At 70.8% G+C, this 17127-nt stretch carries 9 protein-coding genes, 1 tRNA gene and 1 rRNA gene; 1 reads left to right on the top strand and 10 read right to left on the bottom strand.

All coding sequences use genetic code 11. The features are described from left to right. Positions 1–3: 3 nt before the first annotated feature. The 8 genes from RM590_RS32700 to RM590_RS32665 all read right to left on the bottom strand — a co-directional run bounded on the left by RM590_RS32700 (position 4) and on the right by RM590_RS32665 (position 13931). On the bottom strand, positions 4–411 hold the full coding sequence (locus RM590_RS32700) for a helix-turn-helix domain-containing protein (protein WP_311708424.1): 408 nt from the start codon (positions 409–411) through the stop codon (positions 4–6). 95 nt (positions 412–506) lie between these two features. Further along, complete coding sequence (locus tag RM590_RS32695) at positions 507–1088, bottom strand: CinA family protein (protein WP_311708423.1); 582 nt, start codon at positions 1086–1088, stop codon at positions 507–509. Next, complete coding sequence (gene pgsA, locus RM590_RS32690) at positions 1078–1728, bottom strand: CDP-diacylglycerol--glycerol-3-phosphate 3-phosphatidyltransferase (RefSeq protein ID WP_311708422.1); 651 nt, start codon at positions 1726–1728, stop codon at positions 1078–1080. Before pgsA ends, RM590_RS32695 begins: the two co-directional genes overlap by 11 nt. Beyond that, the gene (gene rimO, locus RM590_RS32685; RefSeq protein WP_311708421.1) at positions 1725–3251 is read right to left on the bottom strand and encodes a 30S ribosomal protein S12 methylthiotransferase RimO; all 1527 of its coding nucleotides are present in this window, start codon (positions 3249–3251) and stop codon (positions 1725–1727) included. The genes pgsA and rimO overlap by 4 nt, the downstream gene beginning before the upstream one ends. A 51-nt stretch (positions 3252–3302) precedes the next feature. After that, a complete protein-coding gene (locus RM590_RS32680) occupies positions 3303–4115 on the bottom strand; it encodes a helix-turn-helix domain-containing protein (protein WP_311708420.1) in 813 nt (270 codons plus the stop codon). Between the two features lie 359 nt (positions 4116–4474). Continuing rightward, the gene (locus RM590_RS32675; RefSeq protein ID WP_311708419.1) at positions 4475–7177 is read right to left on the bottom strand and encodes a DNA translocase FtsK; all 2703 of its coding nucleotides are present in this window, start codon (positions 7175–7177) and stop codon (positions 4475–4477) included. Positions 7178–7418: 241 nt separating this feature from the next. Further along, positions 7419–8096 (bottom strand): response regulator, encoded by a 678-nt coding sequence (locus RM590_RS32670; protein WP_311708418.1) that lies wholly within the window; start codon positions 8094–8096, stop codon positions 7419–7421. A 384-nt stretch (positions 8097–8480) separates the two neighbouring features. Beyond that, positions 8481–13931, bottom strand: a complete 5451-nt coding sequence (locus tag RM590_RS32665) for a HAMP domain-containing protein (RefSeq protein WP_311708417.1) — start codon at positions 13929–13931, stop codon at positions 8481–8483. Between the two features lie 312 nt (positions 13932–14243). On the opposite strand from RM590_RS32665, the gene RM590_RS32660 reads away from it, so the two are divergent. Further along, on the top strand, positions 14244–16853 hold the full coding sequence (locus RM590_RS32660) for a SpoIIE family protein phosphatase (protein WP_311708416.1): 2610 nt from the start codon (positions 14244–14246) through the stop codon (positions 16851–16853). A gap of 74 nt (positions 16854–16927) precedes the next feature. Here the strand turns inward: RM590_RS32660 and RM590_RS32655 are convergent. After that, a tRNA-Thr gene (locus tag RM590_RS32655) sits at positions 16928–17000 on the bottom strand. A gap of 5 nt (positions 17001–17005) precedes the next feature. Beyond that, positions 17006–17122: ribosomal RNA gene (gene rrf, locus RM590_RS32650) — 5S ribosomal RNA — on the bottom strand. Positions 17123–17127 lie beyond the last annotated feature (5 nt).

The following is a 17127-nucleotide window of genomic DNA, read 5'->3' as shown; positions in this document are numbered from 1 at the left end:
GGATCAGGCCGCGACGACGTCGACGGCCTCGGTCGGGGCCTTGATGGTGACGTGCTCGTCGGGCCGGTGGGTGACGGACGTCACGCGCACCGGGTTGAGCATGGGACGCTCCCCCAGGCTCCGCCCGGGAGGGACCCCCAGGGACGGCACCGTATCGCTCGCGGCGGACTGGGCCAGCTCGGCAAGGGCCAGCTCGTCGCTGACCTCCCGCAGCAGCTCCGACATCCGCAGGTCCAGCGCGTCGCAGATGGCGGAGAGCAGCTCGGAGGAAGCTTCCTTCTGCCCACGCTCCACCTCGGAGAGGTACCCGAGGGAGACGCGGGCGGAGGAGGACACTTCGCGCAGGGTGCGGCCCTGACGTTGGCGCTGCCGACGCAGCACGTCACCCAAAAGGCGACGGAGCAGGATCATCGGTGGCTCCCTCCTCGGACCGTTGGCCTCGCTTGCTTCATGCCCCACCGTACCGCCTCGGACTCCAACCGGGCGGGGAGCGATGTCTTGTTCACTCAGGGCTGCAAACATCCATCATCTCCGTTCTGTTCCGTATCCTGCCCCGCCGCGGCGCCCCACTGCGCCGCGCCCTCCCGGGGGAGGATCAGCTCGTTCCGCAGCAGGGCCAGCGCAGCGCGCACGCTCCCGGACCGGATCGCGAATCGGTCCCCTCGCAGATTCAGCCGCTGAGCCACGACTCCCCCGGTTCCGGGCGCCGAAACCGCGACGTGGACAGTGCCCACCGGCTGCCCGTCCTGCGGCTCGGGTCCCGCGACCCCCGTGGTGGCCACTCCCCAGTCGGCGCCCAGCAGATCCCGCACCCCCGTGGCAAGCTGCCGGGCGACCTCCGCGTCCACCGCTCCGCGCTCGGCCAGCACCGCGCCGTCCACGCCCAGCAGGTCCCGTTTGACGCCGGTGGCGTACGCCGTGACCGATCCCCGGAACGCGCGCGAGGCGCCGGGAACGTCCGTGAGCGCGGCGGCGACCATGCCTCCGGTCAGTGATTCGGCGACCGCCACCGTCTGCCCGCGGCCGACCAGCAGCCTCAGCACCTGTGTGGCCAGCGGCGGCTCGGCCGGCTCCCCGTTAGCGGCCACCGGCCGCCCCGCCCGCCGCCCGCTCGCGGGCCAGCCCCGCCCGGCGCAGCACGATCGCCTGCCGGATGTAGTCCAGTCCGGTCACCACGGTGAGCACGACGGCCACCGCCATCACCCACCAGCGCAGCGTCGCCAGCGGCCCGGTGAGCGACAGGATGTACATGCCCACGGCGATGCCCTGGGTGAGCGTCTTGGCCTTGCCGCCCCGGCTGGCCGGGATGACGCCGTGCCGGATCACCCAGAAGCGCAGCAGCGTGATGCCCAGCTCGCGGGCCAGGATGACCACGGTCACCCACCACGGCAGGTCCGACAGGACGGACAGACAGATCAGCGCCGCGCCCATGATCGCCTTGTCGGCGATGGGGTCGGCGATCTTGCCGAAGTCCGTGACCAGGTTCCGCCGGCGGGCGAGCTCCCCGTCGAAGAGGTCGGTGATCATGGCGATGGTGAACGCGGCCCAGGCCAGCGACCGCCAGGCCGGGTCGTGGCCGTCCTCGGCGAGCATGAGCAGCACGAACACCGGCACCAGCAGCAGGCGCACCATCGTGAGGATGTTGGCGATGTTCCACAGGCCCGGGGCGGTGTCCCGGGTCCGGGTCGGCGGTCCCTTTCCGGCGGCGGCGGCCGGCGATTCCGTCATCTCCCGGCCCCTGCGGGGCTGCCCCCGGCAGCCGGCCGCAGCACGGCCATCAGGTCCACGCCCCGCGCGGCGACGATCTCCACGTCGGCGAACTCCCCGACGCGCGGCGGCTCCTGGCCGTCCCCGGCCAGCGGCCCGGTGATCAGAACGTGGCCATCGGTCTCGGGGGCCTGGTGCGCGCCGCGGCCGACGGCGATCACCTCGGCCTCCTCCTCGTCGTCGCCGTCCCCGGGCAGCGACTCGATCAGCACCCGGGCACGCTCGCCGACCCGCTCCTCGGCGCGCTGTCCGATCAGCTCCTCGGCCAGCCGCGACACCCTCTCCAGCCGCTCGGCGATCACCTCGGGATCGTGCTTGCCGTCGTAGGACGCCGCCTCGGTGCCCTCCTCGTCCGAGTAGCCGAAGACCCCGATGGCGTCCAGCCGGGCCTCGGTGAGGAAACGCTCCAGCTCCGCGACGTCCGCCTCGGTCTCGCCGGGGAAGCCGACGATGAAGTTCGACCGGACTCCGGCCAGCGGCGCCTTGGCCCGGATGGTGGCCAGCAGGTCCAGGAAGCGGTCGGTGTCGCCGAAGCGCCGCATCGAGCGCAGCACCGAGGGCGCGGAGTGCTGGAAGGACAGGTCGAAGTAGGGCGCGACCTTCTCCGTGCCGGTGAGCACGTCGATCAGGCCGGGCCGCATCTCGGCGGGCTGGAGATAGCTCACCCGGATCCGCTCCAGCCCGTCCACGGCGGCCAGTTCGGGCAGGAGGGTCTCCAGCAGCCGGATGTCGCCCAGGTCCTTGCCGTAGGAGGTGTTGTTCTCGGAGACGAGCATGATCTCCTTGACGCCCTCCCCCGCCAGCCAGCGCGCCTCGCCCAGCACATCGGAGGGGCGCCGGGAGATGAACGAGCCGCGGAAGGACGGGATGGCACAGAAGCTGCACCGCCGGTCGCAGCCGGAGGCCAGCTTGACGGAGGCGACGGGCCCGGTGCCCAGCCGCCGCCGCAGCGGGGCGCGCGGCCCCGAGGCGGGCGCGACGCCCGCGGGCAGGTCCGCGATGGCGCCGTGCCCGGGCAGCGCCACCTCGGCGCCCTGCCGGTCGGCCGGGCTGATGGGCAGCAGCTTGCGCCGGTCGCGTGGTATGTGGGGAGCGTGCACCCCGCCGGACAGGATGGTGCGCAGCCGCGCCGAGATGTCGGCGTAGTCGTCGAAGCCGAGCACCGCGTCCGCCTCGGGCAGCGCGTCGGCGAGCTCCTTGCCGTACCGCTCCGCCATACAGCCGACGGCGACCACGGCCCGGGTCCGCCCGCCGCCGTCCGCGGCGGCGGTCTTCAGCTCGCCGGCCTCCAGCAGCGCGTCGACCGAGTCCTTCTTGGCCGCGTCCACGAAGCCGCAGGTGTTGACCACCGCGACCTCGGCGTCGGCCGCGTCGTCGACCAGGTCCCAGCCGTCCGCGGCCAGCCGCCCCGCGAGCTCTTCTGAATCCACCTCATTACGGGCGCAACCAAGGGTGACCAGGGCAACGGTGCGGCGTTCGGACATGCCCTCAGCCTACTTCGTTCCGCGCACCCCGCCTGCCCGGGCCGGACGAGGTCAGCCCTCGCTGGGGTCCCCGGGGGTGTAGCTGAGGCGCTCGACCTGGCCCATCTCGAAAACGTCCTCGATCTCCCGGCCGTTGACGTGGAGCTGCACGGCTCCGGCGTTGCCCAGCACGAGGTCGATCTGCTCGTCGTCGGTGAAGGTCTCGGAGTCGCCCTCCTCCAGCACGCCCTCGAAGAGCTCCCGGCCGTTGCTGTCCTTGGCCGAGATCCAGCTCGACCCGCCCTCGGCGGTCGCCCTGACGGTGACCTTGTCGGCCGGAACGGCGGCCACCGCGCTCTCGGACGGCTCGACTGTCTCGGGCTCGGTCGGGTCCGGGGTCCGCTCGGGATCCTCGGTCTCCTCGCCCTGGGTGGGGGCGTCGGTGGCGCCGTCGGCGTTCGCGCCCGGCTCCTCCTCGCCGCTGCTGAAGAAGGTGAAACCGACGAACGCGACCACCACGACGATGGCGGCGACCATGGCGGCGGTCCAGTTCGGCCGGCGCGGCTCGGGCCGGATGCGCTCGGCCTCGAACAAAGGTCCGGAGGAGAGGGGCTGCGGTTCGGTGCCCTGCTGGGCGTTGAACAGTTCGATGAGCTCCGCGGCGTCCGCGCCCACCGCACGGGCAAGCGTACGAATATGCCCACGGGCGTACACGTCTCCACCACAGCGGGAGAAGTCGTCCTGCTCGATGGCATGGACGATCGGGATGCGCACACGCGTGGACGAACTGACATCGTCCACGGTCAGCTTTGCGTCGATGCGCGCCTGCTGGAGGATTCGACCGACGGAAGGCCGGTCCTTGGCGGAAGAGTTGCCGTTGGACACGGGGGCGCCTTTCGAGCGTGAAGCCACGTGCTGTGCTTATAAGTCTAGGGGGGCTGTGAAAGGAACGGGCAACCGGGCCGACAGCATTTGTCCGCCAACAGGATGGCCCGCCCCGGCCCACCGCGGGGCGACCTAGGGCCTGTATCGAGTTCCCGGTCGGATCAGCCCGCGGCGTCAGACGCGGTGCCCCCCCAGGCCCTTGGGGGCCTGGGAGGTACCCCCAGCAAGGCACCGGATCGCAGCTCATACCCGGCCGTATTCGCGCGATTCGGCTGGGGGCACCTCCCAGACGGAGTCTGGGGGAGCGGCGAGGTGCCGTGACTGGCGTCGCGGGCCCGGGCGGGAACTCGATACAGGCCCTAGGAGGGAGTCTCCCCTCGGATCACCGCCAGCACTCCATCCAATTCATCGGGCTTGACCAGCACGTCCCGCGCCTTGGATCCCTCGCTCGGCCCGACCACGCCACGCGACTCCATCAGGTCCATCAGCCGCCCCGCCTTGGCGAAGCCCACCCGCAGCTTGCGCTGGAGCATGGACGTGGACCCGAACTGGGTGGAGACGACGAGTTCGGCCGCCTGGCACAGCAGATCGAGGTCGTCCCCGATCTCCTCGTCGATCTCCTTCTTCCTGCTGGTGGATACGGTGACGTCGTCGCGGAACACCGGCGCCATCTGCGCCTTGCAGTGCTCGACGACGGCCGCCACCTCCTCCTCGGTGACGAACCCGCCCTGCATCCGCGTCGGCTTGCTGGCGCCCATGGGCAGGAACAGCCCGTCGCCCTTGCCGATCAGCTTCTCGGCCCCCGCCTGATCGAGAATGACGCGGCTGTCGGCCAGCGAGGAGGTCGCGAACGCCAGTCGCGACGGCACGTTCGCCTTGATCAGGCCGGTGACCACGTCCACGCTGGGCCGCTGGGTGGCCAGCACCAGGTGAATGCCCGCGGCGCGCGCGAGCTGCGTGATCCGCACGATCGCGTCCTCGACGTCCCGCGGCGCGACCATCATCAGGTCCGCCAGCTCGTCCACGATCACCAGCAGATACGGATAGGGCGCCAACTCCCGCTCGCTGCCCGGCGGCGCGCTGACCTTCCCGGCCCGCACCGCGGCGTTGAAGTCGTCGATGTGCCGGTAGCCGTAGGCCGCCAGGTCGTCGTAGCGCAGATCCATCTCGCGCACCACCCACTGGAGGGCCTCGGCCGCCCGCTTGGGGTTGGTGATGATCGGGGTGACCAGGTGCGGGATGCCCTCGTACGCCGTCAGTTCGACCCGCTTGGGGTCGACGAGCACGAGGCGGACGTCCTCCGGCGTGGACCGCATCATGATCGAGGTGATCAGGCAGTTGATGTTGGAGGACTTGCCGGAACCGGTGGCCCCGGCGACCAGCATGTGCGGCGCCTTCGCCAGATTCGCCATCACATAGCCGCCCTCGACGTCCTTGCCGAGCCCGACCAGCAGCGGATGGTCGTCGCCGACCGCCTCGGCGGTGCGCAGCACATCCCCCAGGTTGACCATCTCCCGGTCGCTGTTGGGGATTTCGATGCCGACTGCGGACTTCCCCGGGATCGGGCTGATGATCCGCACGTCCGGACTGGCCACTGCGTAGGCGATGTTCTTCGTCAGCGCGGTGATCTTCTCGACCTTCACCGCCGGCCCGAGCTCCACCTCGTAACGCGTGACCGTCGGGCCGCGCGTGAACCCGGTGACCCGGGCATCCACCTTGAACTCGCTGAAGACGGTGGTCAGCGCGTCGACCACCGCGTCGTTGGCGGCGCTGCGGGAACGGCCCGGGCCGCCGCGGTGCAGCAGGTCCAGCGAGGGCAGGGCATAGGTGATGTCGCCGGCGAGCTGCAACTGCTCGGCCCGCGGCGGCAGCGGACCGGCGGGCTCGGGGGCGCTCTTGGTCAGATCGGGAACGCCGCCGCCCTCCGGCTCAGGCGGCGCGGCCGGCGCGCTGTGCCGCGCGACGGCCTCCTCGGCCGGCTCGGGCGGCGCGGACCGCTCACCGCGCCCCGTCCTCCCGGTGACGACACGGCTGCTGAGGTCGGCCACCACCGGCGAGGGCTGCACACCGTGCCGCACGGCCCCGTCGAGCGCCGCGCCGTCCAGCGCGGCGGCGGCCTCGGCGGCCACCTCCAGCGGGTCGCCACGCCGGGGTGCGGCCCGCCGGGGCGCCCGGCGCTGCTGGCGCCGCCTGCTCTCCAGCGCGGCCCGCTCCGCCAGGTCGGGCGCGCCCGCGAACGGATCGTCATCCTCGTCGTCCCGGTGGCCACCGGCCACGAACTCGGTCCCCGTGCCGGGCTCGTTGCCCGCCAGCAGCCCGAGCCGGATGGCGCCCTCGCGCAGCCGCCGCGGAATCGTGTTCACCGGGGTCGCCGTGACCACCAGCAGCCCGAAGACGGTCAGCAGCGTCAGCAGGGCGACCGCCAGCGGCTCGCCCATCGCCAGGATCAGCGGCCGGGACGCCGCCCAGCCGATGTGCCCACCGGTGTCGCGCAGCGCCTGCGCGCCCTCGCTGCGCCCCGGGGCGCCCGTGGCGATGTGCACCAGCCCCAGCACGCCCACCAGCAGGGCGCTGAGCCCAATGACGATGCGGCCGTTGGCCTCCTGCTTCTCCGGATGCCGGATCAGCCGCACCGCGATGAAGCCGAGCACCAGCGGAAAGACCAGGTCCAGCCGGCCCAGGGCGCCGGTGACCAGCATGGTGACCAGCTCGCCCACCGGGCCCTTGAGGTTCGACCAGGTGCCGGCCGCGACGACCAGGGAGAGGCCGAGCAGCAGCAGCGCCAGCCCGTCCTTGCGGTGCGCCGGGTCAAGTCCCTTGGCGCCTCGCCCTATTCCGCGCAGCAGCGCGCCCACCGGGTGGGCGATGCCCAGCCACAGGCCACGGGCGATACGGAAGACGATGTTCCGGGCGGGGGCGGCCTTCTTCGCCGGAGGGGCCGCCTTCTTGGCCGCGCCCTTCTTCGCCGCCGCCTTCTTGGCGGGCGCAGCCTTCTTGGCTCCCCCGCCGCCGCGCCCGGCGCGCGCGCTCGGGGAACCCTTGCCGGACGTACCTGAGGCCATGGAGGTGAGGTTACCGGGGCGGGACGACCGGGGCACGGACCACGTGCCCCTCCGCACCCACCCGGCGAGGGCCCGTCTTCAAAGAGGTCGCCCTACCCACGACTCCCCCAGACTTCGTCCGGGAGGTACCCCCATGCGGGCAGGAGGGGCCCAGCGATCGCACGCACCTGGGGGTACCTCCCAGGCCCCCAAGGGCCTGGGGGAGCCAAGGGCGGACGGACGCCCCCTTCGAAGACGGACCCTAGCCCGCCTGGGGCTCCACGGACTTCTGCTCGGTCACCCCCGGCTGCAACGCGTCAAGCGCCCTGCGCAGCCCGGAGAGTTTGCGTTCGAGATGGGCGGCCGTGGACACCGCAGGGCCGGCGCCCGACTCGGACAGCTCCTTGGTCAGCACCTCCGCCTGCTCCTCGACGGCGGCCAGCCGCGCGGACAGCTCCGGCAGCAGGCCGCCCGCGGACCGCTCGGCGTCGGTGCTGGCCAGGCCGCCCTCCAGCTCGCGGCGCAGCAGCAGGGCCTGTTCACGCAGTTGCATGTTCTTCATGTGCAACTCGACGAAGACCGACACCTTCGCGCGCAGGACCCACGGGTCGAACGGCTTGGAGATGTAGTCGACGGCGCCCGCCGCGTAGCCGCGGAACGTGTGGTGCGGGCCGTGGTTGATCGCGGTCAGAAAGATGATGGGGATGTCCCGCGTGCGCTCCCGCCGTTTGATGTGAGCCGCCGTCTCGAACCCGTCCATGCCGGGCATCTGGACGTCGAGCAGGATCACCGCGAAGTCTTCCGTGAGCAGCGCTTTGAGCGCTTCCTCCCCTGACGATGCCCGGACCAGCGTCTGATCGAGCGCCGAGAGAATCGCCTCGAGCGCCAGCAGATTCTCGGGCCGGTCATCGACCAGGAGGATCTTGGCCTTCTGCACCATGGCCCGTCCTCCTTGCCCCTGCGGCACGCGAGCGCGCCGCCGTTGTGGACGGCACCCTCACGCCGTCCGGTCCTGTGCCGGACATGTTGACATTCTCCCCGGCGTCATTGCCAGCGAGCACGGAACTCCCCGCGAGCATGCGCGGTGGCCCCGACGGGCCCTCGCCCCGTCGCGAGAAGCCGAAAACATCCGGCCTGACCCCCGCTTAACCAGAAAACGTCCTGTCCGCTCGTTCAGCGACCAGTAGCGCAAGGCAACCGGTGATCAGTGCATCGCGCTGCGTCACGATACCATGCACTCCGTACCTCGGCTAACTGAGCCGCACGCACTGGCAGAACGATCGAGCCACGCCGGGGGTTCCGTCAACAGGGCTTTCCACACCGGTTACTTCGCGCCACTCTCCATCCACTGGCTCATCACCGTCAGCAGGTGATCGGTGTCCACCGGCTTGGTGACGTAGTCGGAGGCTCCGGACTCGATGCTCTTCTCCCGGTCGCCCTTCATCGCCTTCGCCGTCAGCGCGATGATGGGCAGCCCGGAGAACTGCGGCATCCGCCGGATCGCCGCCGTCGTGGAGTACCCGTCCATCTCGGGCATCATGATGTCCATCAGCACCAGCGCCACGTCCTCGTTGGACTCCAGCACCTCGATGCCCTCCCGCCCGTTCTCGGCGTAGAGCACCCGCAGACCGTGCTGTTCGAGCACGCTGGTGAGCGCGAACACGTTGCGCACGTCGTCGTCGACGATCAGCACCTTCCGGCCCCGCAGCCCGCGCAGCGCGGCCCGCCGCTCGGCCTCGTCGGCGGCCGACTCGCCGATCTGCTCCGGCTCCCGGTCGCGGTCCCGCGCATGGCCGTTGTCGAGGAAACGCCCCCGGTGCCGGCGCGCCAGCGACTCCGCCGCCCGCTCCGCGGCGATCGACGCCTCGCGCGTCCTGCGCTCCTGGCGCTCCACCGCGCGCTCCTCCTCCGCGCCGTCCGCGCGCCCCTCCTCGCCGGCGGCCGGCGCCGCCTCCAGGGCCGGCGGCTCGCCGCGGCTCTCGTCGGCGGACAGCGTGTTGTTGGCGAGCTGCCCATAGCCGGGCGGCGGCAGCTCGGCCGGCTGGAGCGGCAGGAAGAGGGTGAACGTGGACCCGCGCCCCGGCTCGCTCGCCGCGTGGATCTCGCCGCCCAGCAGCCGGGCGATCTCCCGGCTGATCGACAGCCCCAGCCCCGTCCCGCCGTACTTGCGGCTGGTGGTGCCGTCCGCCTGCTTGAACGCCTCGAAGATGACCATCATCTTGCCCGCCGCGATCCCGATCCCGGTGTCCGAGACGGCGAACGCGATCAGCGGCGCGTCGGCGCTGAGCACCGAACCGCTCTCCAGCATCTGCTCGCGGATCTCGTTGGGCACCTCCGGACCGGCCGGCCGGATCACCAGCTCCACTGAACCCGTATCGGTGAACTTCACCGCGTTCGACAGCAGGTTCCGCAGGACCTGGAGCAGCCGCTGCTCGTCCGTGTGCAGCGTGGCCGGCAGCTCCGGGGAAACCCGGACCGAGAACTCCAGGTTCTTCTCCGCCGTCAGCGGCCGGAACGACGCCTCGATGTAGTCCACCAGCTGCACCAGCGCGATGCGCGCCGGGCTGACGTCCATCTTCCCGGCCTCGACCTTCGACAGATCGAGGATGTCGTTGATGAGCTGGAGCAGGTCGGAGCCCGCCCCATGGATCGTCTCGGCGAACTCCACCTGCTTCGGCGAGAGGTTGCCCTCGGCGTTGTCGGCCAGCAGCTTGGCGAGGATGAGCAGCGAGTTCAGCGGGGTGCGCAGCTCGTGCGACATGTTCGCCAGGAACTCCGACTTGTACCGCATCGAGACGGCGAGCTGCTCCGCACGCTCCTGGAGCCCGCGCCGGGCCTCCTCGATCTCCGAGTTCTTCACCTCGATGTTGCGGTTGGTCTCGGCGAGCAGGTCCGCCTTGTTCTTCAGCTCCGCGTTGGACTCCTCCAGCGCCCGGCGCTGCCGCTCCAGCTCCGCCGTCTGGTCCTGGAGCTTCGTCGCCAGCTCCTGCGACTGCTTCAGCAGCATCTCCGTACGGGTGTTGACGCTGATCGTGTTGACGCTGGTGGCGATCATCTCGGCCATCTGTGTCAGGAAGTCGCGCTCGATATTCGTGAACGGCTTGAACGACGCCAGCTCCAGCACGCCGAGCACCCGGTCCTCGAACAGCACCGGCAGGATGATCACGGTGACCGGCGGCGCCTCGCCGAGTCCGGAGGAGATCCGCAGATACCCCTCCGGCGTCGGGCCGAACAGCAGGGTGCGCTGCTCCGCCGCGGCGGTGCCGATCAGCCCCTCGCCCGGCCGGAACGACAGCGCCTGCGCGTCCGGCGCGTACCCGTAGGCGGCGATCATCCGCAGCTCGTAGTCGTCGCCGTCGCCCGCCCCGGCAATCACGTTCTCGTCGCCGTCGACGGGCACCGACAGGTAGAAACCGCCGTGCTGCGCGGCGACCGCCGGGCACAGCTCGCTCATGATCAGCTTGGCGACGTCCTTCAGATCGCGCCGGCCCTGCATCAGGGCGGAGATCCGGGCCAGGTTCCCCTTGAGCCAGTCCTGCTCCTTGTTGGCCTGGGTGGCGTCGCGCAGGTTCCGGATCATGGCGTTGACGTTCTCCTGGACGACCAGGATCTCGCCGGCGGCGTCGGTGTCGATGCGCACGTTGTGATCGCCGCGAGTCACGAACGTGGCGACGCGGGCGATGCCGCGGACCTGACCCGTCAGGTTCCCCGCCATCTCGTTCACCGAGTCGGTCAGATCCTTCCAGGTGCCGGCCACGCCGGGCACCCGAGCCTGGCCGCCGAGCTGCCCCTCGGTCCCCACCTCGCGGGCGACCTTCGTCACCTGCTCGGCGAACAGGGAGAGCTGGTCGACCATCGTGTTGAGAGTCTCCTTGAGCTCCTGGATCTCACCGCGCGCGTCGATGTCGATCTTCCGCGTCAGATCGCCCTTGGCGATCGCCGTCGTCACCATGGTGATGTTGCGGACCTGGCCGGTGAGGTTGGACGCCATCGAGTTCACCGACTCGGTGAGGTCCCGCCAGGTGCCCGAGACTCCCGGCACCTTGGCCTGGCCGCCCAGCCTGCCCTCCGTGCCCACCTCGCGCGCCACGCGCGTGACCTCGGCGGCGAACGACGACAGCGTGGTCACCATGCGGTTGACCGTGTCGGCGAGTTGCGCCACCTCGCCGCTCGCCTCGACGGTGACCTTGCGCGACAGATCGCCGTTGGCCACCGCCGTGGCGACCTCGGAGATGTTCCGCACCTGAATGGTCAGGTTCCGCGCCATGAGGTTGACGTTGTCCGTCAGGTTCTTCCAGGTGCCGGAGACGCCGCGCACCTCCGCCTGACCGCCCAACTGGCCCTCGGTGCCCACCTCGCGGGCCACCCGCGTCACCTCGTCCGCGAACGAGGACAACTGGTCGACCATCGTGTTGACCGTGGTCACCAGTTGCAGGATCTCGCCCCGGGCGTCCACCGTGATCTTCTTGGTGAGATCGCCCTTGGCGACCGCGGTCGTGACCTCAGAGATGTTGCGCACCTGCGAAGTCAGGTTGTTCGCCATGCCGTTGACGGACTGGGTGAGGTCCTTCCAGGTCCCGGCCACGCCCTCGACCTCGGCCTGGCCGCCGAGGCGGCCCTCCGTGCCCACCTCACGCGCGACCCGGGTGACCTGCTCCGCGAACGACGAAAGCTGATCCACCATCGTGTTCAGCGTGTCCTTCAGCTCCAGGAACTCGCCGCGCGCGTCCACGGTGATCTTCTGCGACAGATCACCGCGCGCCACCGCGGTGGCGACCTGCGCAATGTTCCGCACCTGGTCGGTCAGATTGGACGCCATGCCATTGACGGAATCGGTCAGGTCGCGCCACACACCGGCAACGTCCGACACCTGCGCCTGGCCGCCGAGGCGGCCCTCGGTGCCCACCTCACGCGCGACCCGCGTCACCTGCTCCGCGAACGACGAAAGCTGATCCACCATCGTGTTCACGGTGTTCTTGAGTTCCAGGATCTCGCCCCGGGCGTCGACCTCGATCTTCTGCGACAGATCGCCGCGCGCCACCGCCGTCGTCACCTGCGCGATGTTCCGCACCTGGTCGGTCAGGTTGAACGCCATCTGGTTCACGGAGTCCGTCAGGGCCTTCCACGTGCCGCTGACGCCGTCCACCCGGGCCTGGCCGCCCAGCCGCCCCTCGATGCCCACCTCGGTTGCCACGCGCGTGACCTGATCGGCGAAGGACGACAACTGGTCGACCATGCGGTTGACCGTGTTCTTCAGCTCCAGCATCTCGCCGGAGACGTCCACCGTGACCTTCTGCGACAGATCACCATTCGCCACGGCCGTCGTCACCGAGGCGATGTTGCGCACCTGCCCCGTCAAGTTCCGGAAGGCCGTATTCACCGAATCGGTCAGATCCTTCCAGGCGCCCGCGACCCCCATCACCGACGCCTGACCGCCCAGCGCGCCCTCATCGCCGATCTCCCGCGCGACCCTGGTGACCTCCGACTGGAACGACGAGAGCTGGTCCACGGTCCGGTTGACGGTGGTCTTCAACTCCAGCATCTCGCCGGAGACATCGACGGTGACCTTCCGGGACAGATCGCCGTCCGCCACCGCCGTCGTCACCTGCGCGATGTCGCGCACCTGATCCGACAGGTTGCGGAAGGCCGTGTTCACCGAATCGGTGAGCTCCTTCCACACCCCCGCCACGCCCTGCACCCGCGCCTGGCCGCCCAGCGTGCCCTCGGTGCCGATCTCGGTGGCCGTCCGCGTCACCTCGTCCGCGAACGACGACAGCGTCTCCGTCATCGCGTTGATCGTGTCGGCCAGCCGCGCCACCTCGCCGCTCGCGCTGACCGTGATCTTCTGCGACAGGTCACCGTTGGCCACCGCCGTCGTGACCTGCGCGATCTCCCGCACCTGCTTGGTCAGGTTCCCCGCCATGAGGTTGACGGAGTCCGTGAGGTCCTTCCACACGCCGGCCACGCCCTGCACCTGCGCCTGGCCCCCGAGCACCCCGTCCGTGCCCACCTCCCGGGCCACGCGCGTCACTTCGGACTGGAATGAGGAGAGCTGGTCGACCATGGTGTTCACGGTCTCCTTCAGCTCCAGCAGCTCGCCAGCCACATGCACCGTGACCTTGCGCGACAAATCGCCGTCCGCGACCGCCTTCGTCACCACGGAGATGTCGCGGACCTGCGCCGTCAGCCGCGCGGCCATCATGTTGACCGAGTCGGTCAGGTCCTTCCAGGACCCCGACATGCCGCGCACCCGGGCCTGCCCGCCCAACTTTCCCTCGGTGCCGACCTCCAGCGCGACCCTGGTCACCTCGTCGGTGAACTCCGTCAACTGGTCGACCAGCCCGTTGACCGTCCGCCCCACGCGCAGGAACTCCCCGCGCAGCGGCCGGCCCGCGCCCTTCCCGCCACCCTGCGCGCGCAGATCCATGCGCTGCCGCAGATCGCCCTCCGCAACGGCGGACAGCACCCGGCCGACCTCGGCGACGGGCCGCACCAGGTCGTCGACCAGCTCGTTCGCGTCGTCAACGGCCTTGGCCCAGGCCCCCTCGCACAGCCCGTTCTCCACACGCTCGGTGAGCTTGCCCTCGCGGCCCACCACCCGCCGCACGCGCGCCAACTGGCCCGTGACGTGCAGATTGCGGTCGGCAACCTCGTTGTAGACGGCGGCGATCTCGGCCATCGGCCCATCGCCCGCGACCGTCAGCCGTTTACGGAGATTGCCGTCCCGCATGGCCTCCAGCGCCGAGAGCAGGCGGTTCAGAGCGGCGGCATCCACCTCGACGGTGCCTCCGCTCCGGGACCTCCTCGTCCGCGCGGGCTTGCCGGCACGCGCAACTGCTCCGTCAGACACCACTGTGTCCCTCCCGCAGGATCGACCATTCCGCCCGGGCTTTCACAACGGGCCCTCCCAGTGTTTCACTCCCGACCGACCGGGCGATAACAGTTCGGCAGCATCGCATACCACTGATTTCCCGGTCAGGGGGAAATCAACGGATGCGCTGTCCGCGGGGGCGGTCGACGTCAGTAACCTGGCTTCCGGCTGTCCATCGAGACACCGGGTACGACGAGAGACCTTTGGGGGAGTGACGTGATCACCGCGCGAGCTGCGGCCACCTTCGAGCCGGTTGGACGCTCGGTCGCCACCGCGCGGGGCTTCGTCCGGGACACCCTCCAGGGCTGGGGGCTGACCGACCTGATCGAGGACGCCGTGGTCCTCACCAGCGAACTGGTCACCAACGCCGTCGTGCACGCCGGCACCTCCGCCGACGTCCGCTGCCTGCGCGACGCGGAAGGCGTGCGTGTGGAGGTCATCGACCGGCACCCCGAGCGGGAGCTGCCGATGGCCGAGGTCTCCCGCGGCCGGCTCGACCTGAGCAGCGAGGGCGGCCGCGGCCTGCTTCTGTGCGCTGCCCTCGCGTCCCGCTGGGGCGTCGACTACACCACCACCGACAAGTGCGTGTGGTTCCGGCTCGACCAGCAGGCGCTGCCCGTCGGCACCCGGTCCGCGGGCCCGGCCCTGCCCGCCGAGGCCCTGCCGGTCAGCGAGACCCGGGTGCGGGTCGCCGTCGTCCAGGTCGACCGCGCGGACACCATCACCGTCTGGAACGACGACGCCAGGGAGTTGTTCGGCTACACCGGCGAGCAGGTCATCGGCAAGCCGCTCGCGGACCTCGCCGCCTGGCCGCAGACCCCCGGCACCGGCACCGGCATCGCCGAGGCGCTGGCCCTCTCCCGCTGGGAGGGCAGCTACGGCCTGCGCGACTCCGAGGGCCGCACCATCCCCGTCTACGCGTGCCATCTGCGCGTCCGGGACGCCCATGGCGAGCCGTCCACCGTCTGTCTGATCGTCCGCGACCAGGAGCGCGCGATCCTCCAGAGCCCGTCCCGGCTGCCGGTCCACGGCACCGCCCCCGACGCGCTCGACCGCCCCGGCGGCGACCCCCTGGACGCGCTCATCGGCTCCCCGCCGCCGGACGACCTCGACGGCCTGCTGCAACGCACCGTGGAACGCGCCCGCGACATGCTCGACGGCGACGCCGCGTTCCTGCTGCTGGCCACCGACGACGAGACCGAGCTCGAGGTGCGGGCCACGACCGGACTCCCGTCCGCCCGCCAGCGCTTCGCCCGCGTCCCGGTCGAAACGGGCAGCGGGCGTTACGGATCCGCCCGGATGCCGTCCGTCCACGAGGACCTGGCGACCGCCCCGGGCGCCGTACCCCTGCTGTCCGGCACGGGAATGCACGCCGTCGTCACCGTTCCGCTGAAGGTCGAGGGCCGGCTGACGGGCTCCCTGGGCGTGGCCTCGGAGACCCCCGGCCGCTACAGCAACGAGGAGGCGCTGCGCCTCCAGTTCGCCGCCGACCGTATCGCACTGGCCGTGGAGTCGGCGCGGCTGACAGAGCTGGAACGCCTGCGCCGCGGCTCCCTCGCGTTCCTCGTCGAGGCGTCCGAGCTGCTGGCGGGCACGCTCGACCACAACCAGACCCTCGCGCTGATGGCGCAGATGACCGTGCCCACGCTGGCCACCTGGTGTGCCGTCTACACGATCCCGGACGCCGGCTCGGAGCCCGTGCTGTCCTACGTCCTGCACGAGGACGAGGAGCGCATCGACGGCATCAAGGCGCTGCTGGAGCGCGTGGATCCGCCGGACCCGGACATTGCGCTCGGCGCGCGCCCCTGGACGGCGCCCGCCGACGCCGCGCACAACACCGCCCTGCGCAGCTCGTTGCGCAGCCTCGCCCTCGGCACGCTGCCCTCGCCCAGCTCCCCCGGCACCAGCCTCAGCACCGCCTCCGCCGTCGGCGGCGAGACGGTAGTGCTCCCGCTGGTCGCGCGCAACCGCGTCATCGGCCTGCTGGCGCTGGGCAAGCCGACCGACGAACGGTTCCGCCAGGACATCCTGGAGCTGGCCGAGGACCTGTCCCGCCGAGCCGCGCTCGCCCTGGACAACGCGCGCCTCTACAGCGAACGCACCGCCATCAGCCAGTCGTTGCAGCGCAGTCTGCTGCCGCCGGAGCTGCCCGAGATCGACGGTGTGGACGTCGAGGTCATCTACCGCGCGGCCGGTGAGGGCAACGAGGTGGGCGGCGACTTCTACGACGTCTTCCCCATCCGCGAGGGCGCCTACGGATTCGCCATCGGCGACGTCTGCGGCACCGGCCCGCTGGCCGCCGCGGTCACCGGCCTCGCCCGGCACGCGCTGCGGCTGCTGGCCCGCGAGGGCCTGGGCGGCCCGGCCGTCCTGGAGCGGCTGAACGCGGCGATCCTGGAGGAGGGCCCGCGCGCCCGTTTTCTCACCCTGCTGTACGGGGAGTTGTGGCCGCAGTCGTCGGGCGGCGCGCTGCTCAAGATGGTCTGCGCCGGCCACCCGCTGCCGCTGCGCCTGACCCCGGACGGCATGGTGTCCGCCGCGGCGAGCCCGCAGCCGCTGCTCGGCGTCATGGACGATCTCGAACTGTACGAGCAGAGCACCATGCTCAACCCGGGCGACGTCCTGCTGTGTGTGACCGATGGCGTGACCGAACGCCGGGAAGGCACACGCATGTTGGGCGACGACGGCCTGGCGGATGTGCTGAGTTCCTGCACGGGCCTGACGGCGGGCGCGGTCGCCGCCCGGGTGCTCCGTGCGGTGGAACGATTCGCGTCGGACGCCCCGTCGGACGACATGGCCATTCTGACGCTGCGCATTCCGGAATGAGGCGCCCGGCCCGGTCGGCCAGAAAGGGAAACAATAAAAAGGCTCTCGCCGAAAGGCGAGAGCCTGATTGAAAGAGCCCCAAAACGGAATCGAACCGTTGACCTTCTCCTTACCATGGAGACGCTCTGCCGACTGAGCTATTGGGGCGAATTGTCCGGCGGTGTCCTACTCTCCCACACGGTCCCCCATGCAGTACCATCGGCGCTGGAGGGCTTAGCTTCCGGGTTCGGAATGTAACCGGGCGTTTCCCCTCCGCCATGACCACCGGAACCCT

Origin of the sequence: Streptomyces litchfieldiae, from assembly GCF_031845365.1 — a bacterium.
Taxonomy (GTDB): Bacteria; Actinomycetota; Actinomycetes; order Streptomycetales; family Streptomycetaceae; genus Streptomyces; species Streptomyces litchfieldiae.
This window is presented reverse-complemented; position numbering and strand designations above follow the sequence as displayed.